Source organism: Xanthomonas euroxanthea, assembly GCF_903989455.1.
In the GTDB taxonomy this organism is placed as follows: domain Bacteria; phylum Pseudomonadota; class Gammaproteobacteria; order Xanthomonadales; family Xanthomonadaceae; genus Xanthomonas; species Xanthomonas euroxanthea.
The window spans coordinates 1,636,411-1,656,438 of record NZ_LR861803.1; the positions used below are offsets into that span (position 1 = coordinate 1,636,411).

Annotated in this window: 14 protein-coding genes and 1 pseudogene; 5 read left to right on the plus strand and 10 right to left on the minus strand. The window is 66.0% G+C overall.

Annotated features, from left to right (window positions below):
* Nucleotides 1–50 precede the first annotated feature (50 nt).
* The 4 genes from H7A86_RS07060 to gloA2 form a co-directional block, all read right to left on the minus strand.
* A complete protein-coding gene (locus tag H7A86_RS07060) occupies nt 51–500 on the minus strand; it encodes a DUF2147 domain-containing protein (protein ID WP_104583415.1) in 450 nt (149 codons plus the stop codon).
* Between the two features lie 268 nt (nt 501–768).
* Nucleotides 769–4,359, minus strand: coding sequence for an ABC transporter permease/M1 family aminopeptidase (locus tag H7A86_RS07065; RefSeq protein WP_119132365.1), 3,591 nt, complete (start codon nt 4,357–4,359; stop codon nt 769–771).
* A gap of 12 nt (nt 4,360–4,371) precedes the next feature.
* Nucleotides 4,372–5,265: an ABC transporter ATP-binding protein gene (locus H7A86_RS07070; protein ID WP_119132364.1), complete on the minus strand. Its 894-nt coding sequence runs from the start codon at nt 5,263–5,265 to the stop codon at nt 4,372–4,374.
* 143 nt (nt 5,266–5,408) lie between these two features.
* Entirely contained in the window at nt 5,409–5,798 is a 390-nt protein-coding gene (gloA2, locus tag H7A86_RS07075; protein WP_104648328.1) for an SMU1112c/YaeR family gloxylase I-like metalloprotein, read from the minus strand.
* A gap of 379 nt (nt 5,799–6,177) precedes the next feature.
* Here gloA2 and mmuP point away from each other — a divergent pair, with 379 nt between their 5' ends.
* Both mmuP and mmuM read left to right on the plus strand, forming a co-directional pair.
* Nucleotides 6,178–7,575, plus strand: coding sequence for an S-methylmethionine permease (gene mmuP / locus H7A86_RS07080; protein ID WP_119132363.1), 1,398 nt, complete (start codon nt 6,178–6,180; stop codon nt 7,573–7,575).
* The gene (gene mmuM, locus H7A86_RS07085; protein ID WP_119132362.1) at nt 7,572–8,534 is read left to right on the plus strand and encodes a homocysteine S-methyltransferase; all 963 of its coding nucleotides are present in this window, start codon (nt 7,572–7,574) and stop codon (nt 8,532–8,534) included. Before mmuP ends, mmuM begins: the two co-directional genes overlap by 4 nt.
* Nucleotides 8,535–8,721: 187 nt before the next feature.
* Here mmuM and H7A86_RS07090 read toward each other — a convergent pair whose 3' ends face one another.
* Nucleotides 8,722–10,662, minus strand: coding sequence for a DUF885 domain-containing protein (locus tag H7A86_RS07090; protein ID WP_119132361.1), 1,941 nt, complete (start codon nt 10,660–10,662; stop codon nt 8,722–8,724).
* 226 nt (nt 10,663–10,888) lie between these two features.
* On the opposite strand from H7A86_RS07090, the gene H7A86_RS07095 reads away from it, so the two are divergent.
* Nucleotides 10,889–11,686 (plus strand): AraC family transcriptional regulator, encoded by a 798-nt coding sequence (locus H7A86_RS07095; protein WP_232099282.1) that lies wholly within the window; start codon nt 10,889–10,891, stop codon nt 11,684–11,686.
* Here H7A86_RS07095 and H7A86_RS07100 read toward each other — a convergent pair.
* From H7A86_RS07100 to H7A86_RS07110, 3 genes are all read right to left on the minus strand, one after another.
* Nucleotides 11,650–12,252 (minus strand): LysE family translocator, encoded by a 603-nt coding sequence (locus H7A86_RS07100; RefSeq protein ID WP_166761703.1) that lies wholly within the window; start codon nt 12,250–12,252, stop codon nt 11,650–11,652. The two genes, H7A86_RS07095 and H7A86_RS07100, sit on opposite strands and share 37 nt — an antisense overlap.
* 220 nt (nt 12,253–12,472) lie before the next feature.
* Nucleotides 12,473–13,249, minus strand: coding sequence for a queuosine precursor transporter (locus tag H7A86_RS07105; RefSeq protein WP_104583407.1), 777 nt, complete (start codon nt 13,247–13,249; stop codon nt 12,473–12,475).
* 4 nt (nt 13,250–13,253) lie between these two features.
* Nucleotides 13,254–13,928 carry a DUF502 domain-containing protein gene (locus tag H7A86_RS07110; protein WP_053046264.1) on the minus strand — a complete coding sequence of 225 codons (675 nt, stop codon included), beginning with the start codon at nt 13,926–13,928 and terminating at the stop codon, nt 13,254–13,256.
* A 449-nt stretch (nt 13,929–14,377) separates the two neighbouring features.
* Between H7A86_RS07110 and H7A86_RS07115 the strand changes: the two are divergent.
* Nucleotides 14,378–15,738: pseudogene (locus H7A86_RS07115) on the plus strand (hypothetical protein).
* A 309-nt stretch (nt 15,739–16,047) separates the two neighbouring features.
* Here H7A86_RS07115 and H7A86_RS07120 read toward each other — a convergent pair.
* The gene (locus H7A86_RS07120) at nt 16,048–17,583 is read right to left on the minus strand and encodes an alginate export family protein (protein ID WP_180708063.1); all 1,536 of its coding nucleotides are present in this window, start codon (nt 17,581–17,583) and stop codon (nt 16,048–16,050) included.
* 346 nt (nt 17,584–17,929) lie between these two features.
* Here H7A86_RS07120 and H7A86_RS07125 point away from each other — a divergent pair, with 346 nt between their 5' ends.
* Nucleotides 17,930–18,289 carry a PadR family transcriptional regulator gene (locus tag H7A86_RS07125; RefSeq protein WP_119132358.1) on the plus strand — a complete coding sequence of 120 codons (360 nt, stop codon included), beginning with the start codon at nt 17,930–17,932 and terminating at the stop codon, nt 18,287–18,289.
* A 264-nt stretch (nt 18,290–18,553) separates the two neighbouring features.
* Here H7A86_RS07125 and H7A86_RS07130 read toward each other — a convergent pair whose 3' ends face one another.
* The gene (locus H7A86_RS07130) at nt 18,554–19,861 is read right to left on the minus strand and encodes a polyhydroxyalkanoate depolymerase (protein WP_016904270.1); all 1,308 of its coding nucleotides are present in this window, start codon (nt 19,859–19,861) and stop codon (nt 18,554–18,556) included.
* Nucleotides 19,862–20,028: the final 167 nt, after the last annotated feature.

The window sequence follows — 20,028 nt, forward strand, 5'->3', positions numbered from 1 at the left end:
CGCCTGCTTTTACGATTCCCGATTCCCGATTCCCGATTCCCCAATCCCAGCTATTCACGAATCCAGGTCTGGGTGCGGCCCAATGCCTCAACGCCCACATAGCCGCGCATCTGCAGCTTCTTGCCGCCGTCGGTCAGGGTGACCTTGGCCTTGTAGGTCTTGCCCTTGGCCGGGTCGAGCACCGAGCCGCCGCTCCACACCGCGGTACCGTCGGGCTTGAGGCCCCACAGGATGGTCATGCCCTTGATCGGCTTGCCCTTCTGGTTGCCATCGCACTTGTCGCAGGTCGGGTTGGGCCCATGGTTGGACTGCAGGATGTCGACCACCTTGCCGCTCAGCGTACCGTTGCCGAGCTGCTCGATCTGCACCACCGACTTGGGCTTGCCGGTTTCGTCGTCGATGGTCTTCCAGCGGCCCACCGGCGAATCGGCGGCCTGGGCCAGCAGCGAGGCGGCGGCCAGCGGCAGGGCCAGCATCAGGGTCTTGAAGGTCTTGCGCATGTGTCCCCTCCCAGGGATTGCTGTGGCCACCGTCGGCGGCCTTACCGGAATGTATACCGTCGAGTATGGTGGCGGAAAGACGCGCTGCGGAATGCGTTCATGCCACGCGCGCCCGCTGCCGTTGCCGGTCCACGTCCGCTGACGGGGCCGGGTATGTCTCATGTCGGGGTCATGGCGCTGTTCGGCTTGCTTGCGCTGCCGGCTGTGTGTCCCGCATGCCCTCGCCGATCACCGATCACCGATCAGCAGCCACGGCAGCAACCACCCGCTATTGCAGCGTCACCTGCTTGCGGTTGTCCGCCGGCACGCGATCGATCAGCTTGTTGTCCGGATCGAAGCCGGCCTCGATCGGCAGGCGGTCGACGGTCATGCTGAAACTGGGCGCGGCGCTGGTGACATGCTGCCGTTGCAAGGCCAGTACCGGCGCCTGTGCGTTCTTGCCGGCCGGAGCACCGTAGATCGCCACCTCGATCCAGTCGTCCAGCGGCACCGCATGCTCCTTGCCCGTGCCGTCGGCCTGCAACTTGGCCGCCTGCGTTTGCACGGTCACCTCGAAACGGCCATCGGGGCGCCTGCGCGCCTGCGCGCTGACCACGCGGTTGTCGTAGAAGGTGATCTTCTCGAACAGGTCGGTGATCAGTTCTTGCTGGTCCGGGCGTGCCTGGGCCCGAATGGCCTGCAGCAGCTCGGCCGAGGTGGTGTAGGGCGGCTGCTGGAATGCCTCGGCCGCCAGGAAGCGCTGCAATGCACGATTGAGCGCCTGCTCGCCGAGCTCCTCGCGCAGCCGGTAGAACGCCAGCGAGCCCTTGCGGTAGTGGATGTATTGCTGATCCTCCACGCGATACAGCGGCAACTCCTCGATGGTTTCGCCACCACGCCCTTCCAGATAGCGGTCCAGTTCGTAGCGGAGGAAGCGGCGCATATGGGCGCGTCCGTACTCGCGCTCCATCACCATCAACGCCGAATACTGCGCCAGCGATTCGGACAGCAAGGTGGCGCCCTGCACGTTCGCCCCGATCACCTGATGCGCCCACCACTGGTGCGCCACTTCGTGCGCGGTGACATAGAACACGTAGTCGATTTCGTCTTTGTCGCGCAGGTCGGCGATGAAGCCGATCGACTCGGAATAGGGGATGGTATTGGCGAATGACTGCGCAAAGCGCGCGTAGCCGGGGAACTCGATGATGCGCACCTGACGATGCTGATACGGGCTGAAGTTGGCTTCGTAATAGGTCAGCGACTTCTGCACGCTTTCGATCATGCGCTGCACGTTGTACGGGTGCTTGGGGTCGTAATAGACCTCGATCGGGATGTTCTTGTAACGCGCCTTGCGCACTTGCCAACGTGCCGACAGGTAGGCGTAGAAATTGAGCATCGGCCGGTCCATCACGTAGCGGAAGCAGCGCCTGCCATCGCGTTGGAATTCCTGTTGCAGATAGCCCGGTGCCAGGGCGATCTGATCCGGCGCGGTGCAGACGGTGCTGGCAAAGTCGAGCCAGTCGGCATCGTCGCTGACGTAGGTGTTGGCGCGCGCGGCCTGGTCCTCGAGCTTGGGCATACGCGTGGGTTCGCCCAGGCCGCGCTTGCGGCGGTCGTTGCGGTCGCTGGTCTCGGTGTGGGTGTTGTAGCCGAACCAGGGCAGCAAGGTGTTGTTGAAAAAGCTGCCATTGGCGACCAGTTCGGTCTGTGCCTGCTCGGCGGTGAGGCCATGTGGATGCTGGTCCACGCGGAAACGGAATACGCGCTCTTCGCCGGGCTGCAGCGGCCGCTGTAGTCGATAGATGCGGTAGCCGGCCGGCACGTCGTGCAGGGTCAGCGTTTGCCCGCCCAGGTCCACCTTTACCAGGCTGCGGTCCCCCGTGCGGCCCTGCATGCCGATGTGCACCTCGCTGATCGGCGTGGGGTGGGTGTTGCGCACCGTCCAGGTGGCATCGATGACCACCGACTGGGTTTCCGGATGCAGGTCGACATGGTTGTCGACGGCGATGATGCGCGGCTGCGGCAGATCCTTGTACTTGCGGTAATCGCGCTCGTAGCGCGCCTGCAGGTCCAGCCGCTGTTCCGGCGACAGGAAGCTGTTGTAGACGTTGGTGTTCCAGTACAGCCAGCCGCCGACCGCCACGAAGCCGAGCAGGGTGACCGCCAGGGCCGCACCGGTCGGGCTGCGCAGGCGCTGCAGCGCCTGCCGCACACGCTGGCGCAGGCCATGGCCCACGCCACGTGGCCAGAACGCCGAAGACAGCAACAGCAGGGCCAGCAGGAACACGCCCCAATAGCCCTGGAACCACAACTGGCCGGGCAGGAAGTGCCCGTAGCCGTTCATGTCCGAATAGGGCGCATTGGGCCAGCCGCCGAAGGTGTAGAGGTTCTGGGTGTAGTCGAGCATCGACAGCGCCGATTGCCCGATCAGCACCAGCATCAGCAACGCATAGCCGACGAACTTGTTGTTGCTCAGCACCTGCAGCGCCAGCGCCATGCCGCCCATCAGCACATACAGTACCGAGCCCAGCGCCAGCGTCTTGAGATACAGCAGCGGCTCGATGCTGGTGTAGCCGTGGCCCAGCTGCAGCGCGATCGCGGTCGCCGCACCGGCGGCCTGGAAGCTGGCGATCACCGCCAGCAAGGCGACGAACTTGCCCAGCAGGGGAACCCAGTCCGGCACCGGCATGGCATCGGTGATGCCGTCGATACGGTTGCTGCGCTCCTTCCACACCAGTTCGCCGGCATAGAACAGCACCACGATGATCAGCAAAAAGCTGTAGCTGTTCTGCAGCGCCTGCAGCATCAAGGAGGTGACCGGCAGCACGGCGGTACCGTAAAGGCGCGCAGTGAACAGTGCGGTCGGAATGAAATTGGCCAGGCCCAGCATCAGCAGCACCACGAACGGCGCACTGCGCAGCACGCCGAGCGTGTCGAAGCGGATCTGGCGCAGCAGTTGCCGCCATGCGGTGGCCGCGCCGAAGCTGGGCGTGACCGTCAGGCGTGTCGTGGTGACGCGCGCGCTGGCGGGAGGTGCATCAGCAGGCGCAACCGACGCCGCACCACGGCGCCGCCGCGTCCCGCTGCGCTCGGTACGGAACAGCGCGAACGTGGCGGCAAACAACATACCGCTCATGCCCAGCCACAGCGCGCGATTGGCGAGCAGGTAACCGGTCAGCGGCGGCAGCTGGTGATTGCGCTGCTCCACCGACCAGTAGCGCAGCGTCTGCGACAACGCGCGAATGCCGAGCGGGTCGGACAGCGTGGCGATCCATACATTGTCCAGGTCGGCCATCAGCGCACGGCTCACGCCGTACAGCACGAAGAACACGATCACGCCGATATAGACCCACAGGATGCTGCGCGTGGTCACCGCCAGCACCGACAGCAGCGCAGTGGTGAACAGCAGGTTGGGCAGCACCAGCACCAGCAGCGACCACAGATAAGGCAGTACGGCGACCGGCCCGAGCCGCGCCTGATCGATCCACGGCATGAACTGGGCGGCGAACATGCCCAGCGCGATCACCACATACATCAGCATGCCGGCGATCAGCGCCGCGCCGATACGGCCGAGCAGATAGTCGCGCCGCCGTACCGGCGTGGAAAACACCAGCTCGGCGGTGCCCAGGTCGAAGTCGCGCAGCAAGGCATTGCTGACGAACAGGGTGGTCACCAGCAGGCCGAGCAGGCTGAAAAGCCCGAGCAGTGTGGCGATCACCGTAGGCGCATTGCGCAGCACGTTGCCGATGCCACCGCCGATCTGCACCGCGTCGCTGGACAGCGCGGCAAACGCAAGCAGCGCATACAACGCAGCCAGCAGCCACAGCAGGGGCGAGCGCAGTTGTTCGCGCAGCTCGAAGCGCAGGAACGCCAGGATCATCGCCGCGCTCCGTCAGGCGGCCAGCGCTTGCGTGCGCAGGCGCTGGAAATAGACGTCCTCCAGATCGGGAGCGACCTGTTCGAAACCCGGCTCCGGGCAATCGGTACTGAACACGTGGATCACCGGGTGGCCGGCAATCAGGCGCGTGGACAGCACGGTGAAGCGTGCCTCGTAATCGGGCAATGCCTGCTTGCTGACCTGTTTGCGCCAGACCTGCTGCTGCAGCATGTCGATCGCATTGGCGGGCCGTCCGGTCAGCAGCACCTGGCCCCTGTTCATGATGGCCATCGTCGGGCACAGGTCGGTGACATCTTCGACGATGTGGGTGGACAGGATCACCACGACGTTTTCGCCGATTTCGGCCAGCAGATTGAGAAAGCGATTGCGCTCTTCCGGATCCAGCCCGGCGGTGGGCTCGTCGACGATGACCAGCTGCGGGTTGCCCAGCAGCGCCTGCGCGATGCCGAAGCGCTGGCGCATGCCGCCGGAATAGGTGCCGAGCTTGCGCTTGCGCGCATCCCACAGATTGACCTGCTGCAACAGCCGCTCGACAACCTCCTTGCGTTGGCCGCGATCGGTGAGCCCCTTGAGCACGGCGAAGTGATCCAGCATGTCCAGCGCGCTCACCTTCGGGTATACGCCGAAATCCTGTGGCAGGTAGCCCAGCCGGCGCCGCAACGCGTCCTTGTCGGTGAGCACGTCGATGCTGCTGCCATCGGCGCCGGTCAGGCTGACGCTGCCCGAATCGGGCTCCTGCAGCGTGGCCAGCGTGCGCATCAGCGACGACTTGCCGGCGCCGTTTGGCCCCAGCAGTCCGAACATGCCGCGAGGGATGTCGAGCGTGACGCCTTGCAGCGCATGTACGCCATTGGCGTAGGTCTTGGACAGCGCGCGGATCTGCAGCATGGACGGTTCCTGTGTCCTGGGGTGGTTGGATCTTCACGACGTTGCGGTATCGCCGCATCCGCCGGAAGTCACAGCGACGATCGACTACGCCTGTTCGACGTGACCGTGCGGCGGATGTGACCGGACCCTGCTGGCCGCGGCGCTCAACCGACCTCGTACAGCTCCAGCGGCAAGTCATCCGGGTCGGCGAAGAAGGTAAAGCGGCGGCCGGTGTATTCGTCGATGCGGATGTCCTCGGTGCTCACCTCGTGCGCAGCGAGATGCGCCACGGCCGCGTCCAGATCCTCGACGCGGAAGGCGAGATGGCGCAGGCCGCGGGCTTCCGGGCGGCTGGGGCGCAGCGGTGCGTCGGGAAACGAAAACAGCTCGATCTGGCCGCCATCGGGCAGCGCCAGGTCCAGCTTCCAGGAATCGCGCGCCTGCCGGTAATGCTCATCGAGCACCCGCAGGCCCAGGATGTCGCAGTAGAACCGCTTGGAGACCGCGTAGTCGCCGGCGATGATCGCCACGTGGTGGATGCCGGAAAGCTTCATGCGGCGCCTCGCACGCGTTGCGGGCGCTGGCGCTGCTGCGGGGCCGGCACGGATGCGCGAGGCGCGGCGACAGCGATCCGGGCTGCCAGACGTGCCGGCAGCCGGGATGCGCTCCAGCGCTGCGTCTGCGCCGCCGTGCGTGTGTGCAGATGGTATGGCATGGCAACAGTCCGGATGAGCAGTCGCGAGGATACCCCCGGTAGCGCCAGGGCGTGTCGTGCCGGCCGGGCCGAGCGCGAAGCGTACGTGGGCCGATCGTGGGCGCGACATGCCGCATGGCATCCCGCAATACCTGGTTGCGCGTCACGCCTGGCCACTGCATGGCTGTGCTCGCCTGCGCGCGCATGGCAGGATGCGCTGCCACCGATCAGACACGCCGATGCCCGAGCCGTCGTCCAATGCCGCACCGCAATTCCAGCGCAGCATGCAGGTGCGCCATCTGGTGATGCTCTCGCTGGGCGGGGTCATCGGCACCGGGCTGTTCTTCAGTACCGGCTACATCATCGCCAGCACCGGCGCGTTGGGCACGGTGATCGCGTATCTGATCGGCGCGCTGGTGGTGTACCTGGTGATGCAATGCCTGGGCGAGCTGGCGGTGGCGATGCCGCAGACCGGCGCCTTTCATGTGTATGCCGCGCGGTATCTCGGCCCGGCCACCGGGTACGTGGTGGCGTGGCTGTACTGGCTGACCTGGACGGTGGCATTGGGCTCGAGCCTGACCGCGGCGGCGTTCTGCATGCAGTACTGGTTCCCGCACATACCGGCATGGCCGTGGTGCCTATTGTTCTGCGCGCTGATCTTCGCCCTGAACACGGTGTCGGCGCGCTGGTTTGCCGAAGGCGAATTCTGGTTCTCGCTGATCAAGGTGATCACGATCGTGCTGTTCATCGTGCTCGGTGGCGCGGCGGTGATCGGCGTGCTGCCGTTGGCCGATGGGTCGCCGGCGCCGGGATTGCGCCACCTGCGCGCCGACGGCTGGTTTGCGCAAGGCACGCTGCCGATCCTGATGACGATGGTGGCGGTGAACTTTGCCTTTTCCGGCACCGAGTTGATCGGCGTGGCCGCGGGCGAAACCGCACAACCGGCGCGTGCGATTCCGCTGGCGATCCGCACCACGCTGGTACGGCTGGTGGTGTTGTTCGTCGGCACCGTGCTGGTGCTTGCCGCGTTGCTGCCGGCCGAGCAGGCGGCAGTGGACACCAGCCCGTTCGTGCGCGCGTTCGAGTTGCTGGGCATCCCGTATGCGGCCGATGTGTTGAATGCGGTGATCCTGACCGCGATCCTGTCGGCGGCCAATTCCGGCCTGTATGCGGCCGCGCGCATGCTGTGGTCGCTGGCCAACGAGGGCACGCTGCCGGCGCGGCTGGCACGCCTGACAAGACGCGGCATTCCCCTGCCGGCCTTGCTGTTGAGCATGTTGGGCGGCCTGTTGGCGCTGCTCACCGGCGTCTACGCCGCCGATACCGTGTTCGTGGCGATTTCGGCGGTGTCCGGTTTTGCGGTGGTGGTGGTGTGGCTGAGCATCTGCGCCTCGCACTACGTCTTTCGACGCCAGTTGCTGCGCGACGGCATCGCGCCGGAGAGCCTGGCCTACCGCGCGCCGTGGTATCCGTGGACGCCGCTGCTGGGGTTTGCGCTCTGCCTGCTGGCCTGCATCGGCCTGGCCTTCGATCCGCAGCAGCGCATTGCGCTGTGGTGCGGCATCCCGTTCGTGGCGCTGTGCTACGGCGCCCATGCACTCACCCAATGGCTTGCCAGCAGGAGGCCACACCCATGACGATTCTTCCCCGCCAGCCGCGCGCCGGGGCGCCTTTCAGCCAGGCGCTGCAGCACGACGGCTACGTGCTGCTCGACGGTGCGCTTGCCACCGAACTGGAACAACGCGGCTGCGATCTCAACGATGCGCTGTGGTCGGCGCGCGTGCTGATGGAGCAGCCGGAGCTGATCTACCAGGTGCATCGCGACTATTTCGCTGCCGGCGCGCAGTGCGCCATCACCGCCAGCTACCAGGCCACGCCGTTGGGCTTTGCCGCGCGCGGGCTGGACCTGGCGCAGTCGCAGGCGCTGATCGCACGCAGCGTGGCGCTGGCTGCACAGGCGCGCGCCGATCATCTGCAGGCGCAACCGCAGGACGCGCCGTTATGGGTGGCCGGGTCGGTCGGGCCGTATGGTGCGTACCTGGCCGATGGTTCGGAATACCGCGGCGACTATGCCCTGCCGCTGGCGCAACTGATGGACTTCCATCGCCCGCGCATCGCCGCGCTGGCCGCAGCGGGCGTGGATGTGCTGGCCTGCGAGACGCTGCCGTCGGCCAGCGAGATCGTCGCGCTGCGGCTGCTGCTGGAGGAATTCCCGCAGCTGCCTGCGTGGTTCTCGTTCACCTTGCGTGATGCGGCGCATTTGAGCGATGGCACGCCGCTGGCGCAGGTCGTGCCGGCGCTGGATGCCTGCGCGCAGGTGATCGCGGTGGGCATCAACTGCATTGCGCTGGAAGACGTCACCGCCGCGCTGCAAAGCCTGTCCGCGCTGACCACGCTGCCGCTGGTGGTGTATCCAAATTCAGGCGAACACTACGACGCCAGCGACAAGCGCTGGCACGCCGGCGCCGCGCAGGCGTGCACCCTGGCCGATCAGCATGCGCAGTGGCTGGCCGCAGGTGCGCGGTTGATCGGCGGCTGCTGCCGCACCACGCCGCGCGACATCGCCGCGCTGGCGGCCGCACGCGTGGCGGGTTGAAACGCAGCCGGTAGAGCAGCGGCGTTGATCGCAGGGCAGGGCCTCGGACGAGCCTGTCAGTCGCGTGTGTGCCACTGGCAGACGCGTCAGGTCGCCTGCGCTTCGGGCCACGCCCGCAGGTGACGCGCCTGGTCCGGAGCGCGTTACCTGCGGTTGCTTGACGACCGTGATGCCGCGCCAGCTCGCCTCACCCCTTCTGCGTGGCGATCCAGCGCTGGATCTTCTCCTGCAGGATATCCAGCGGCACCGAGCCGTCCTTGAGCACCTCGGTGTGGAAGGCGCGCACATCGAAGCGTGGGCCCAGCTCGCGTTGCGCCTGTTCGCGCAACTGCGCGATCTTCATCTCGCCGACCTTGTACGCCAGCGCCTGGCCGGGGATGGCCATGTAGCGGTCCACCTCGGCCTCGGCATCGGTGCGGGTCATGGCCGAGTTGTTGAGCATGTAGTCGATCGCCTGCGTGCGGGTCCAGCCCTTGCTGTGCAGGCCGGTGTCGGTGACCAGGCGGATCGAGCGCCACAGCGCGTTCTGCAGATAGCCGTAGTAGTTGTACGGGTCCTGATACAGGCCCAGTTCGCGGCCCAGCGATTCGGCGTACAGCCCCCAGCCCTCGATGTAGGCGGTCTCGCCACCCAGGCGGCGGAACTTGGGCAGGTCGGTCAGCTGCTGCTGCAGCCCGAGCTGGAAGTGGTGGCCGGGGATGGCTTCGTGCAGATACAGGCTTTCGGTTTCCCAGGTCCTGCGCGCGTCCAGGTCGGAGGTGTTGACGTAGAACACCCCTGGCGTGCTGCCGTCGCCGCTGGGGCGCATGTACGAGCCGCTGGCGGCCGACTGCGCACGCTGCGGTTCCACCACGCGCACTTCCAGCGCCGGCATGCCCTGGGTATTGAACAGGCGCGGCACCGCCGCTTGCACGCGTCCCTGCAGGCCACGGTAATAGCCCAGCAATTCGGTCTCGTTGCGGAACGCGAAGCGCTTGTCGGTCTGCATGAACTTGTAGAACTTGGGCAGGTTGCCGCGGAACCGGACCTGCTTGGCCAGCGCGGCGATCTCGCCCTGCAGCCGCGCCACCTCGTCCAGCCCGATCTGGTGGATCTGCTCCGGGGTCAGGTCGGAGGTGGTGCTCTGGCGCACGTCGTAGGCGTACCAGGCCGCGCCATTGGGCAGCGCGGTCAGGCCGTCGGTGTCACGGCAGGCCGGCAGGTACTCGGTGGCGATGAAGCCGCGTAGCGCCCGGTACGCCGGCATGATCCGCACTTCGATCAGGCGCTTGTATTCGGCGGTGATGCGCTGCTTGTCGGCCTCGGGCATGTCTGCCGGCAGGTTGCGCACCGGGCCCCAGAACAGGCTGTCTTCGGCATTGCGCGCGATGATCGCATCCAGCTGCGGCAGCACCTTCTGCATCAGCACCTTCGGCTGCACCACGCCGGCCTGCATGCCGGCCCGCATGTTGGTGATGGCCTGGTCGAACAGGTCCGGGATGCCCACCGCACGCCGCGACCAGTTGTCGTAGTCCTTGACGGTCTTGAACGGCTGCGCGCCGGTGCCCGAGCCCAGCACCACCGCGATGCTGGCGATGTTGTAGAACTGGTTGATCGGCAGCATCCAGCTGGGGAACTGCTCGGCCGCCAGTGCGCTGCGCGCATCGCGCACGAAGATCTGGTAGCTGAGCAGGTCCTGCCCGCTCAGGCCGTCCGGCCCCAGCGCCTCGGCCTTGCCCAACCACAGCACGGTGAAGTCGTGCGACTGCTGCCGGAACGCCGGCGACAGGAAGTTGGGCAGCTGGTCGTTGTAGCGGGTCTCGCCCTGGAAGGTGGCCTGCAGCGGGTTGAGCTTGAGCGAGGCATCCCAGTACTGGTCGTAGAGCAGGTTGAGTTGCTGCGCCTTGGTCAGCACCACCGGGGCGGCCACCGCACGTGGTCTGGGCCTGGCGGCCTTGCCACCCTTGGCGGCCTTGCTGGTTCTGGCCGCCGGCTTGGCGGTCTTCTTGCCCTTGCTCGCCTTCGCGCGCGTTTGCGTGGTCTGCGCCTTGGCGGTCTTCTTCTTGGCCGCATCGGCGGGCGCTGCCACTGACAGGCTCAGTACGGCGGCCAGGGCCAGGGACAGCAGGCGGGAAAAGCTGAGGGGCATTACCGGCTCCGGGAACAAGCGAGCGGGGAGCTTGCCCGATCCGCACCGTTCCGGCCACCCATCGGGCGCACGGGGCGCGCCTGGAATTCATGAAGCCCGCTGCGCATGCCTGCGGCGCGCAGGCATGCTGCAGTGCGATAGGCTTGCGCTCATGCCAAGCGATGAATCGACATGCGGGACCCAGGTGCCCGTGCAGGGTGGGCAGGGTTTCTGGCGCGATCCGGCGTTGCCCTTTGTCGAACTGCGCCAGGTGATCAACAGCCGCAGCCTGTGTTATGCCGCGCATACGCACGAGCAATGGTCGGTGGGCGCGGTCGACCGCGGGCTTGCACGTTATCGCAATGGACGCATGAGGGCGCAGGTGGGCGCGCGGTCGCTGACCCTGATCAACCCGGGCGAGGTGCATGCCTGCAATCCGGATCAGCAGCAGGACTGGTCGTTCCGCATGCTGTATCTGGACGTGGCGTGGCTGCGCGAACAACAGCGCGCACTCGGCCTGGCCACCAACGCCGATGTGCACCTGCTGGCGGCACCGCTGTGCCAGACCCCGGCAGCCTATGCCGCCTTCGACCGCATGCATGCGGTATTGACCGATGGCAATGCCGACGCGCTTGCACGCGAGAGTGCATTGATCGCGTTCGTGGCGCGGCTGCATCTGCATGTGGAGCCGATGAGTCGCGCGCTTGCGGTCGATACCGGGCCGATGCGACAGGTGGCCGAGTATCTGCAGACCCATCACGCGCGTGCGGTATCGCTGCGCGAACTGTGCACGCTGGCCGGGATGCCGGCGCCGCGGCTGATTCGCGGCTTTCGCCAGGCCCATGGGATGACCCCGCATGCGTATCTGCTGGATTGCCGTTTCCAGCGTGCACGCGAGGCCTTGCGGCGTGGCGGAGAGATCGCCGAAGTTGCCTATGCGCATGGCTATGCCGATCAGGCGCATCTGCAGCGCAGCTTCAAACGCGCCTGGGCGGTGACACCGGGGCGTTATCGCAATGCGGTCCCTAGTTCCATCAGCAGATAGACCGCGCTCAGTACAAGCAGCGCGGCCAACACCCGGTTCAAGCGCCGCAGCTGTTTGGGCACCTGCACATGCCGCCGCAGCGCTGCGCCGGCCAGCAACCAGCACGCCAGCGAGGGGTAGCAGACCAGCGCATACACCGCCGCAAAGCCCGCCAGCTGCGTGGTGCCTGCCGTTGCATACAGCGCAACGCCGGAGGTCGCCGCCAACCAGGCCTTGGGGTTGAGCCATTGCATCGCCGCACCGGTCCAGAACGAGGCGGCCGGGCGCGGCCTGGCCGTTTCGATGACGCCATCGTCGCGCAGCAGGCGCCAGGCCATGTAGAGCAGGAACCCCACCCCTGCCAGATGCAAGGCACGGCCGAGCAGCGGCCAGCGCAGCAACACCTGCTGCAGTCCCAGGCCCACCAACAGCAGCAGCGCGACGAAGCCGACGGTGGCGCCGATCACGTGGCCATGCCCGGCACGCGCGCCGGCACTGGCGCCGGTGCTCAGGGCGACCAGGTTGACCGGGCCGGGCGAAATCGAGCACACCAGCGCAAAGCTGGCCATTGCGACAAGATGGTCCATGGCGCGGAATCCGTAGCGGGGCGCACCAGCATGGCTGGCGACCGCAGCCGCGGATTGAACAAAATTTCGATGGGCGGCCGCTGCGGCCGTCGCATGATCGGCAAGCGCAGCGAGCAGTCGTCAGGCGGGCTACGCACAAGGCCGATGCGCCAGCTTGACGCCGCCGCTCCGGGCACCGGTCGTGGCCTGGCAGCGATGCGGCCGGCAGGCTTCCGCGTTGTCAGCCGGAGGCGGCTTCTTCGCGCAGCTGCTCGGCGCGCTCGGCGCCCAGGTATGCGCCGATGGCGCGGCGCGCCAGATACAGCAGCGGGATCAATGCGATCGCAAACCCCATCTTGTAGACGTAGTTGAGCGTGCTCACCGCCAGGAACTGGTCGATGGACCAGTGCTGCGGTCCGAGCACGAAGGCGATGTAGATCACCACGAAGCTGTCCACCAGTTGCGACACTGCCGTGGAGCCGGTGGCACGCAGCCACACGTGCTTTTCGCCGGTGGCGCGGCGGATGCGATGGAATACCGACACGTCGATCAACTGGCCGAACAGGAACGCCACCAGCGAGCCGCCGATCGTCCACAGGCCCTGGCCGAACACCGCCGCAAAGGCCGCCTGGTAGTCGGGCACGCCCTGGCCCTGCGCCGCAGTGACCCACCAGGCTGCCGGCGCCAATGCGATCGCGGCAAACGCGAACACGAAGCCGTAGCCGATCAGCACCACCGCCACCCACGAGATGAAACGCACCCCGCGGCTGCCGAAGAACTCGTTGATGGTGTCGGTCATGATGAACACCACCGGCCACAACAAGGTGCCGGCGGTGAAGCTGAGCGAGCCGGTCTGGCCGAACAGGTTCCAGTTCAACGGCGCGATGCCGAGCGTGTCTTCCAGCGCGAAGATCTTGACGCCGATGAACTCGGCCAATGCCGCGTTGACGCAAAAGAACGCGGCCAGTGCAATGAACAGGCGGACCGCACGATCGTCGAGAGTACGCGGCCGTGTCATTGCGTCAGCGATCCGCCGTGCGGGTGAAGGGAACCGAGTCGGGCGCCACTGCGCCGCCGGAGATGATGAAGCTCATGGCCTGATCCACGCTCCAGTCGGTGGGCGTGAGCAGCTCCACCGGCACGATCTCCAGATAGCCGGAAGTCGGGTTGGGCGTGGTCGGCACATACACCGCCGCCAGCTCGCGGCCGGTGCCCTGTTCCTTGATCACCCGCGTGACCAGGCCGATCGACTTCATGTCGCGATGGGGGAAGTCGATCAGCACCACGCGCTGGGTGCTGCCGGGCTGGGTCTGCAGGATGTCGAGCAATTTGCGCGCGCTGTCGTAGACCACGCTGGCCAGCGGGATGCGCCGCATGATCGCCTCGAACCAGCGCAGCAGGCGCTGGCCGATCACGCGCCGGCTCAGGATGCCGACGAACAGGATCACGCCCACGGTGGCGATCAGCGCGATGGTGTTCTGCACCCACAGCGCCTTGATCCAGCCCAGATAATCGGGGAACGAGGCGGCGATGCGTTCGGACAGCGGCACCACCCACGGGCTGCTGATGCCCGACAACAGTGAGAACACGAACTTCACCACCACCCAGGTCAACCAGACCGGCAGCAGGGTGAGCAAGCCGGTCAGGAAGACCCGTTGCAGGGAAGGGCGGGAATGCGGAGTGGGAGATTCGGACATGCGCGCATTGTAGGCATTCGGCCGTGCCCGGTGCAGGTGAGGCGGGGATTTGGGATTGGGCATTGGGGATGCGTAAAAGATGCACTGCTGCGTGCTGAAAGGTCGCCCTCAGGCAGTGACACGTTGCGTGCGCAAGGCGGTAGCAGGTCGCTTCCTCATCCCGCCGGAGAGAAGGGACACACGGCACTGGATGCGCGTATGACAACCGCGACTGCCTGGGCGACTGGGCTGGTGCTGCCGGGCTCAAGCCAAACATGGCTTTCGGTTGGGGGGGCGGTGGTGTGGTGTCTCGGCCAGGCGGGGGCGCGGTTGTCCGTCGAACGGCTGCCGATGTTTGTTGCATCCTGAAATATCTCGCTCAGGGTGGCGTCGATGCGCGTTCGCTCAGGATGTCGTTTGCGCACGCTGTCGCACTAAGATGTGCCCTCTCCAGGGAAGGTTGAACGCGCATGCTTGGCAGATTCCTCAAGTCGGCTTTGTTGGGTGTGTGCATCCTGCTGGCAGCGTTGGTGGCGCTGTATGCTGTTTCCAGGCGCTGGCCGATTTCCGAGCCGCAACGCCAGGCACTGGCGCAGCTGCGGCAACCGCAGCGCCGTTGCGCGGAACCAACATGTTCGTCGCGCTCTGGTCGCTGTCGTATGCCATGCCGGAGGCACGGCGAGAGAGCTTGCTGGCCCAGGATGTGGAACGGTTCAACAGCATGCCGGCAGGGACTCCCTTTCAGAGTGCGTTGGCGCTTGTCCCGGGCCTGCCGCACTGGCCATCGTCTGCCCCTGCGCTATGCAGCGCCAGCGCCGACGGCTGCCTGGAGCGGGTGCGGCAGAATCCGCAGGCCTATGCCGATGCGCTGGCTACCCAGGCGCCACTGTTGGCCAGGCTGCGCGCGCTGGCCACGTACGCCGATTACCGCAGCCCGTTCCGCGCAGACATCACCGCACCGCTGCCGGAGCCGCCACGGTTGCCGTTGTCGATGACCGGCAACGCAGTGGACTTCGCGCACGGACGCACCCAGCAGGCGTTGTCGGGTGTCTGCGCCGATGCGCAGACAGCGCGGGTGCTGCTGCGCAGCGGCGATAACCTGGTGATGCCCTTGATTGGCGCGGCCATGTTGCGCGGCAATGCGCACCTGTTCGCCGACATGCTGGCCGAACTGCCGGCGCAGCACCCGTTGCCGGCACAGTGCGCCACTGCCTTTGCGCCGCTGGCGGTGGATGAGATCACGCTGTGCAACGCCTTGCACGGCGAGTCGCGCATGGCGTTTTCGCTTCTGCAGGAGAGGGTGCTGACGCAAAACGGCGACCTGTCCTGGGAAGAGCGCCTGTCGCTACGCGTGTTCGATCGCGAACGCACCCAGGCGTTGCTCGCGCCGACCTATACCTGGGCCTGCAGCGCACCGGTGCGCGCCCTGCTGGCACAGGATCGGCCGGTGCCGCAGGCATTGATCCCGGCGCCTCAAACGGCGTCGGTGGCCTGCGTCGCCAATGCGATGGGCTGTCTGCTGGCAAGTGCAGGGCAGCCGGACTACGCCAATTACCAGCACAAGATGCAGGACGCTGCCGCTGCCCTGCGTGCGTTGTCGGCGGTGCAGTGGCTGCGCGATCGCCCGACCGATGCGAGGCCGCTCGCGCAGCGGGTTGCCGACCTGCCACCTGCGCTACGCGGGCCGGCACGCGCCCTGCAGCCTGGCTCCGACGGCAACAGCCTGCTGCTGCGGCAGTACGCAAGGCCGGAAGGAAGTGCGCCTGACGACCGCTGGCCGCTGGCCGGCAGTGCGCTTGCGGCGGCGCACCGTGCTGCGCCGATTGAGTAAAGCAAGGCGCCTTTTCGACGTACCTGGTACAGTCAGGCCGATTGCGGATGCGTAAGCGTTTGCATGTGCAAGGCAGCCAGTGGCGGCATCGGCCGAACGCCGGAGCAGCGCGGCAATCGGTCGTACAAGTAGGCGAAGGCCTCGCTTGCCAGATGCATGCAGCCTGCGAAAAACGCATGCTCATCAGATGGGCCAAGGCTTAGAAACCAACATGCCGCGCCCTTGCGGGACGCGGCATGTGATCGAGTACGCGTTAAAACAAAACGCTCGCACATCGAGTCAGCAGATTGCAGTGCCGACAAACGGCATTCAGAACCGGAAGTTCAGCCAGCCCATGACGAAGGTCGAATCGCCGTAGCCGGCTTTTTCCAGCGCGGGCCCTGCCATCAGGTGTTCGGCGCGGAAGGTCACCGACCAGTTGGGGTCGATGTTCCAGGTGGCGTTGATGCGCGGCATGGTGCCGATGCGGCGCTCGCCGGTGTTCTGCGTGCGTGCGTAGGCGCGTGCCTGGTTGTTGTAGATCGCATCGCTGGTGGTCTGGCGCCACAGGGTTTCCCATTCCAGGTTCACGGTGAGCTTGGACGTGGGCGAGAAGGTGAACGTGGGCGCGGCGGTGACCAGGTTGACCGGGCCGAAGAACGTCGCCCAGCTGAAGTAGATCGTATTGCCGTACAGGAAGTTGTTGTTGCGCAGCGTGCCGGTGCCGGAGGTGCCGCCGCCACCGGAGGCGATTTCGCTATGGAAGCCCAGGCGCGGCTTCCAGCCGTTGTCGCTCAGCGTCCACGCATTGGAGGTGCTGGCCATGTAGGCACGCAGGTCGCGCCCGCCGTAGCTGCCGCGCTGCACGGTCACGAACGAATCGGTGCGCAGCTTGCCCACATTGCCCCACAGGCGCAGCCCGTAGTAGTTGCGGTTTTCTTCGGCGGTCTGCCGGCCCCAGACCTGGTTGTCGTTGCGGAACTGGTAGAAGAACGGCTCCAGATACATCGGCTTGGCGGTCGGCATGCGCCAGCCGCCGACCACGCCGCGGAAGTGCCGCGAGCGGTCGATGCGGTCGTCGCCCAGGCCCTCGGTGCCATCCAGGTTGAAGTTGAAATCGAACAGGTCCACGCGGGTCTTTTCGCCGATCGCCCAGGCGCGCACACCGTTGAAGGTCACGAAGATGTCGGTGTTGTCGCGCAGGGCCATCAGCGTGGTGGGGCCATCGACAAACACCTGGCGGCCCACGCGCAGGCCGAGGTCGGCATCGTTGACGCGTCCTTTCACGTCGAAGAACACCTGCTGCAGGATCGCGTTGTTTTCCTGCGTACCGGTCTTGGCGCCCTCGTTGCGTCCATCCAGGCTGCCGTGCGCCAGTTCCGTATACAGACGGAAGTGCTCGCCAATATGGAAGTCGGCACCGAAGAACGCGCGCAACAGGTACTGCTGCTGCGAGTGGCTGCCGGGAATCAGACCGGGATTGGTGATGGTGTTGCTGCGCACGCGCAGTTCGTTGCTGAGCGAGACATACACATCGCCCGATTCATTGAACGGAATGTACTTGAGCGGATCGAACGGGCTCTTGCGCTTGGACGGATCCTTCAGATACGACCAGTCCTCGGCCCAACGCACCTGCCACATGTTGCCGCCCTGCTTGGCTCCCCAGCCCTGCGCTTCGAGCGGATACCCCTTGGCGGGCGCGGCCTTCGCCGGTTCCGGCTGGGTCTGCTCGGCATTGACCGGCGCGGTCTGCGCCTGCGCAAACCCCAGTGCCGGCAGAGACAACCCGATCGCCAAGCACAGGCACCGGGTGGCGCCAAAGGAAGTTTCAGCCATGGCCGGCTGTGCCAAGCGTGCTAGTCGCATCGTGTCGCCCTATCGAAAAAGTGAGTCGTCTGAGCAAGTGGTATCGGCCCAGTGGGCAATGACTGTAGTGGAGCGCTGCCGCAAAGGGAGTAACCCAATGGTTCTAAGTACATGAGCGGGGATTGGGGAGTCGGGATTGGGGATTCGCAAAAGCGGGCCTGCAAATAACGCGCCAAGTATTCTTCAGTTCGCTTGAGTCGTGTACGGAAATTCTCGGTTGCTTGCCTTGCAAATCCCTAATCCCGATTCCCCAATCCCGATTTTCCTATCCCGGCCCGTGACTACCGACATATTCGCTATTCCTAACTTCGCAATAGCATTGCCTTCGACCTGGTGGAGCTGGCCGATGAGCGAATCCGATGCCTGCCTGCGGAAATTCCAGAAGGAGCTGAGTGCCGGCACGGTGTCGCTGGCCTTGCTGGCAGTGCTGGCGCAGGCCGATGCGCCGCTGTACGGCTATCTGATCGCCAAGCGGCTGGAGCGGCTGGGCGGCGTGCTCAGCGGCACGCACAGCGCGCTGTATCCGGTGCTGCGCAATCTGGACGGCGCAGGGCTGCCGCACAGCCATGTCGAGCCCTCCGCGTCCGGGCCGCCGCGGCGCTACTACCGCATCACCCAAACCGGGCGTGATTGCCTGCGCGACTGGAGCGCCGCCTGGCGCGCCCCCCGCGATTCGGTTGACGCAGTGCTGGAGGGGACCCACTGATGACAGGCACGTCCGTTGCCGACCACCAGTCCCGATGACCTTGTGCAAGTGCGCCAGCCCGGGCCTGCGCGGACCCGGCGACGCTCCAGGATGCGCTCCACGATGCCGAACCGGGGAGGGTTCAGGGCACTCCTGCGGGCGGTGAGGGCGGTGAGGGCACCGCGCACGCGACCACGCAGTCCTCAGGGTTGGCGCGAACCAGGAATCTGCGCATAAAAAACGCCCCTCGATCGGTCTCGATCGAGGGGCGTTTTTTGTTGCCGGTCAAGCGCGTTTGCCGCGCTTGCGGATCGGGGTGACGGTGGCCGGATCGCGGCTGCCCACCGGGTCGGCATCGTAGCGAGCGATGAATTCGCGCACCTGCGGGTACACCACTTCGCGCCAGCGGCGGCCGCTGAAGATGCCGTAGTGGCCGGCACCTTCCACCACCAGATGACGGCGATGCGCCGCGTCGATCCCGGTGCACAGATCGTGCACCGCTTCGGTCTGGCCGAGGCCGGCGATATCGTCCAGTTCACCTTCGATGCTGAGCAGTGCGGTGTTGCGGATCGCCGAGGGCTTGACCAGCTGGCCATCCACTTTCCACTTGCCCTGCGGCAGCAGGAAGTCCTGGAACACCACGCGAATGGTGTCCAGGTAATACTCGGCCGGCATGTCGAGCACGGCGTTGTATTCGTCGTAGAACTGCCGATGCGCCTGCGCGTCCTGCAGATCGCCCTTGACCAGGTCGGTGTAGAAATCCCAATGCGACATCACGTGCCGATTGGGGTTCATCGACAGGAAGCCGGCGTGCTGCAGGAAGCCCGGATACACCTGCCGGCCATGGCCCGGATACGGGAACGGCACGGTGTGGATCAGGTTGTTCTGGAACCACTCGATGCCGTTCTCGGTAGCCAGGTTGTTGACCTGGGTCGGGCTGCGGCGCGCATCGATCGGCCCGCCCATCATCACCAGCGAGCGCGGCGTGGGCTCGTCGTTGGTGGCCATCAACGACACCGCCGCAAGCACCGGCACGGTGGGCTGGCACACGCTCACCACGTGCAGGCGCTCGGCGCCGATGTGACGGATGAACTCCTGGATGTAGCTGATGTAGTCCTCGAGCCGGAAGGCACCGGCTTCCAGCGGCACCATGCGCGCGTCCACCCAGTCAGTCACGTAGACCTTGTGGTTGCGCAGCAGCGTGCGCACGGTGTCGCGCAGCAGGGTGGCGTGGTGGCCGGACAACGGCGCCACCACCAGCACGGCCGGCTGCTGCTTCATCGTGCCGATCAACTCGACATGGTCGCTGAAACGCTTGAAGCGCAGCAGGCGGCAGAACGGCTTGCTCAGCACTTCACGTTCGATGATCGGCAGCGAGTGGCCGTCGACCTCGACATCGTCCAGCGCCCAGGCCGGCTTTTCGTACTCCTTGCCCAGTCGATGGAACAGCTCGTTGCCGGCCGCCATGCGTTCGGCGCCAGGGAGCGAGGCCCACAGACTGTCGGGGTCGGAGAACATCTTGGCGTTCGCCTGGGCTTGGTGCACCCAAGGGGCTAGCAGATTGCGGGTCAGCTCGTGCAGTTGATAAAGCATTCCACCCATCCGTGCGGCTCTTTGCTGCCGCGCAGCATACCCCCTTTGGCGCATTTGCACCTTAATGGGGCTGCGGACGGTAGAGGCTGTCATCCAAGCTGTGGCAGGCGCGAGCGCCCTGATTTGCCGCGATTTTGCGTTGCCGCCATCGGAGATACGTCGGACGA

Bases quoted from the DNA above. Each gene is read 5' to 3' on its own strand.
- H7A86_RS07060 (WP_104583415.1), bottom strand. From the start codon at position 500: ATGCGCAAGACCTTCAAGACCCTGATGCTGGCCCTGCCGCTGGCCGCC.
- H7A86_RS07065 (WP_119132365.1), bottom strand. From the start codon at position 4,359: ATGATCCTGGCGTTCCTGCGCTTCGAGCTGCGCGAACAACTGCGCTCG.
- H7A86_RS07070 (WP_119132364.1), bottom strand. From the start codon at position 5,265: ATGCTGCAGATCCGCGCGCTGTCCAAGACCTACGCCAATGGCGTACAT.
- gloA2 (WP_104648328.1), bottom strand. From the start codon at position 5,798: ATGAAGCTTTCCGGCATCCACCACGTGGCGATCATCGCCGGCGACTAC.
- mmuP (WP_119132363.1), top strand. From the start codon at position 6,178: ATGCCCGAGCCGTCGTCCAATGCCGCACCGCAATTCCAGCGCAGCATG.
- mmuM (WP_119132362.1), top strand. From the start codon at position 7,572: ATGACGATTCTTCCCCGCCAGCCGCGCGCCGGGGCGCCTTTCAGCCAG.
- H7A86_RS07090 (WP_119132361.1), bottom strand. From the start codon at position 10,662: ATGCCCCTCAGCTTTTCCCGCCTGCTGTCCCTGGCCCTGGCCGCCGTA.
- H7A86_RS07100 (WP_166761703.1), bottom strand. From the start codon at position 12,252: ATGGACCATCTTGTCGCAATGGCCAGCTTTGCGCTGGTGTGCTCGATT.
- H7A86_RS07105 (WP_104583407.1), bottom strand. From the start codon at position 13,249: ATGACACGGCCGCGTACTCTCGACGATCGTGCGGTCCGCCTGTTCATT.
- H7A86_RS07110 (WP_053046264.1), bottom strand. From the start codon at position 13,928: ATGTCCGAATCTCCCACTCCGCATTCCCGCCCTTCCCTGCAACGGGTC.
- H7A86_RS07120 (WP_180708063.1), bottom strand. From the start codon at position 17,583: ATGCGACTAGCACGCTTGGCACAGCCGGCCATGGCTGAAACTTCCTTT.
- H7A86_RS07125 (WP_119132358.1), top strand. From the start codon at position 17,930: ATGAGCGAATCCGATGCCTGCCTGCGGAAATTCCAGAAGGAGCTGAGT.
- H7A86_RS07130 (WP_016904270.1), bottom strand. From the start codon at position 19,861: ATGCTTTATCAACTGCACGAGCTGACCCGCAATCTGCTAGCCCCTTGG.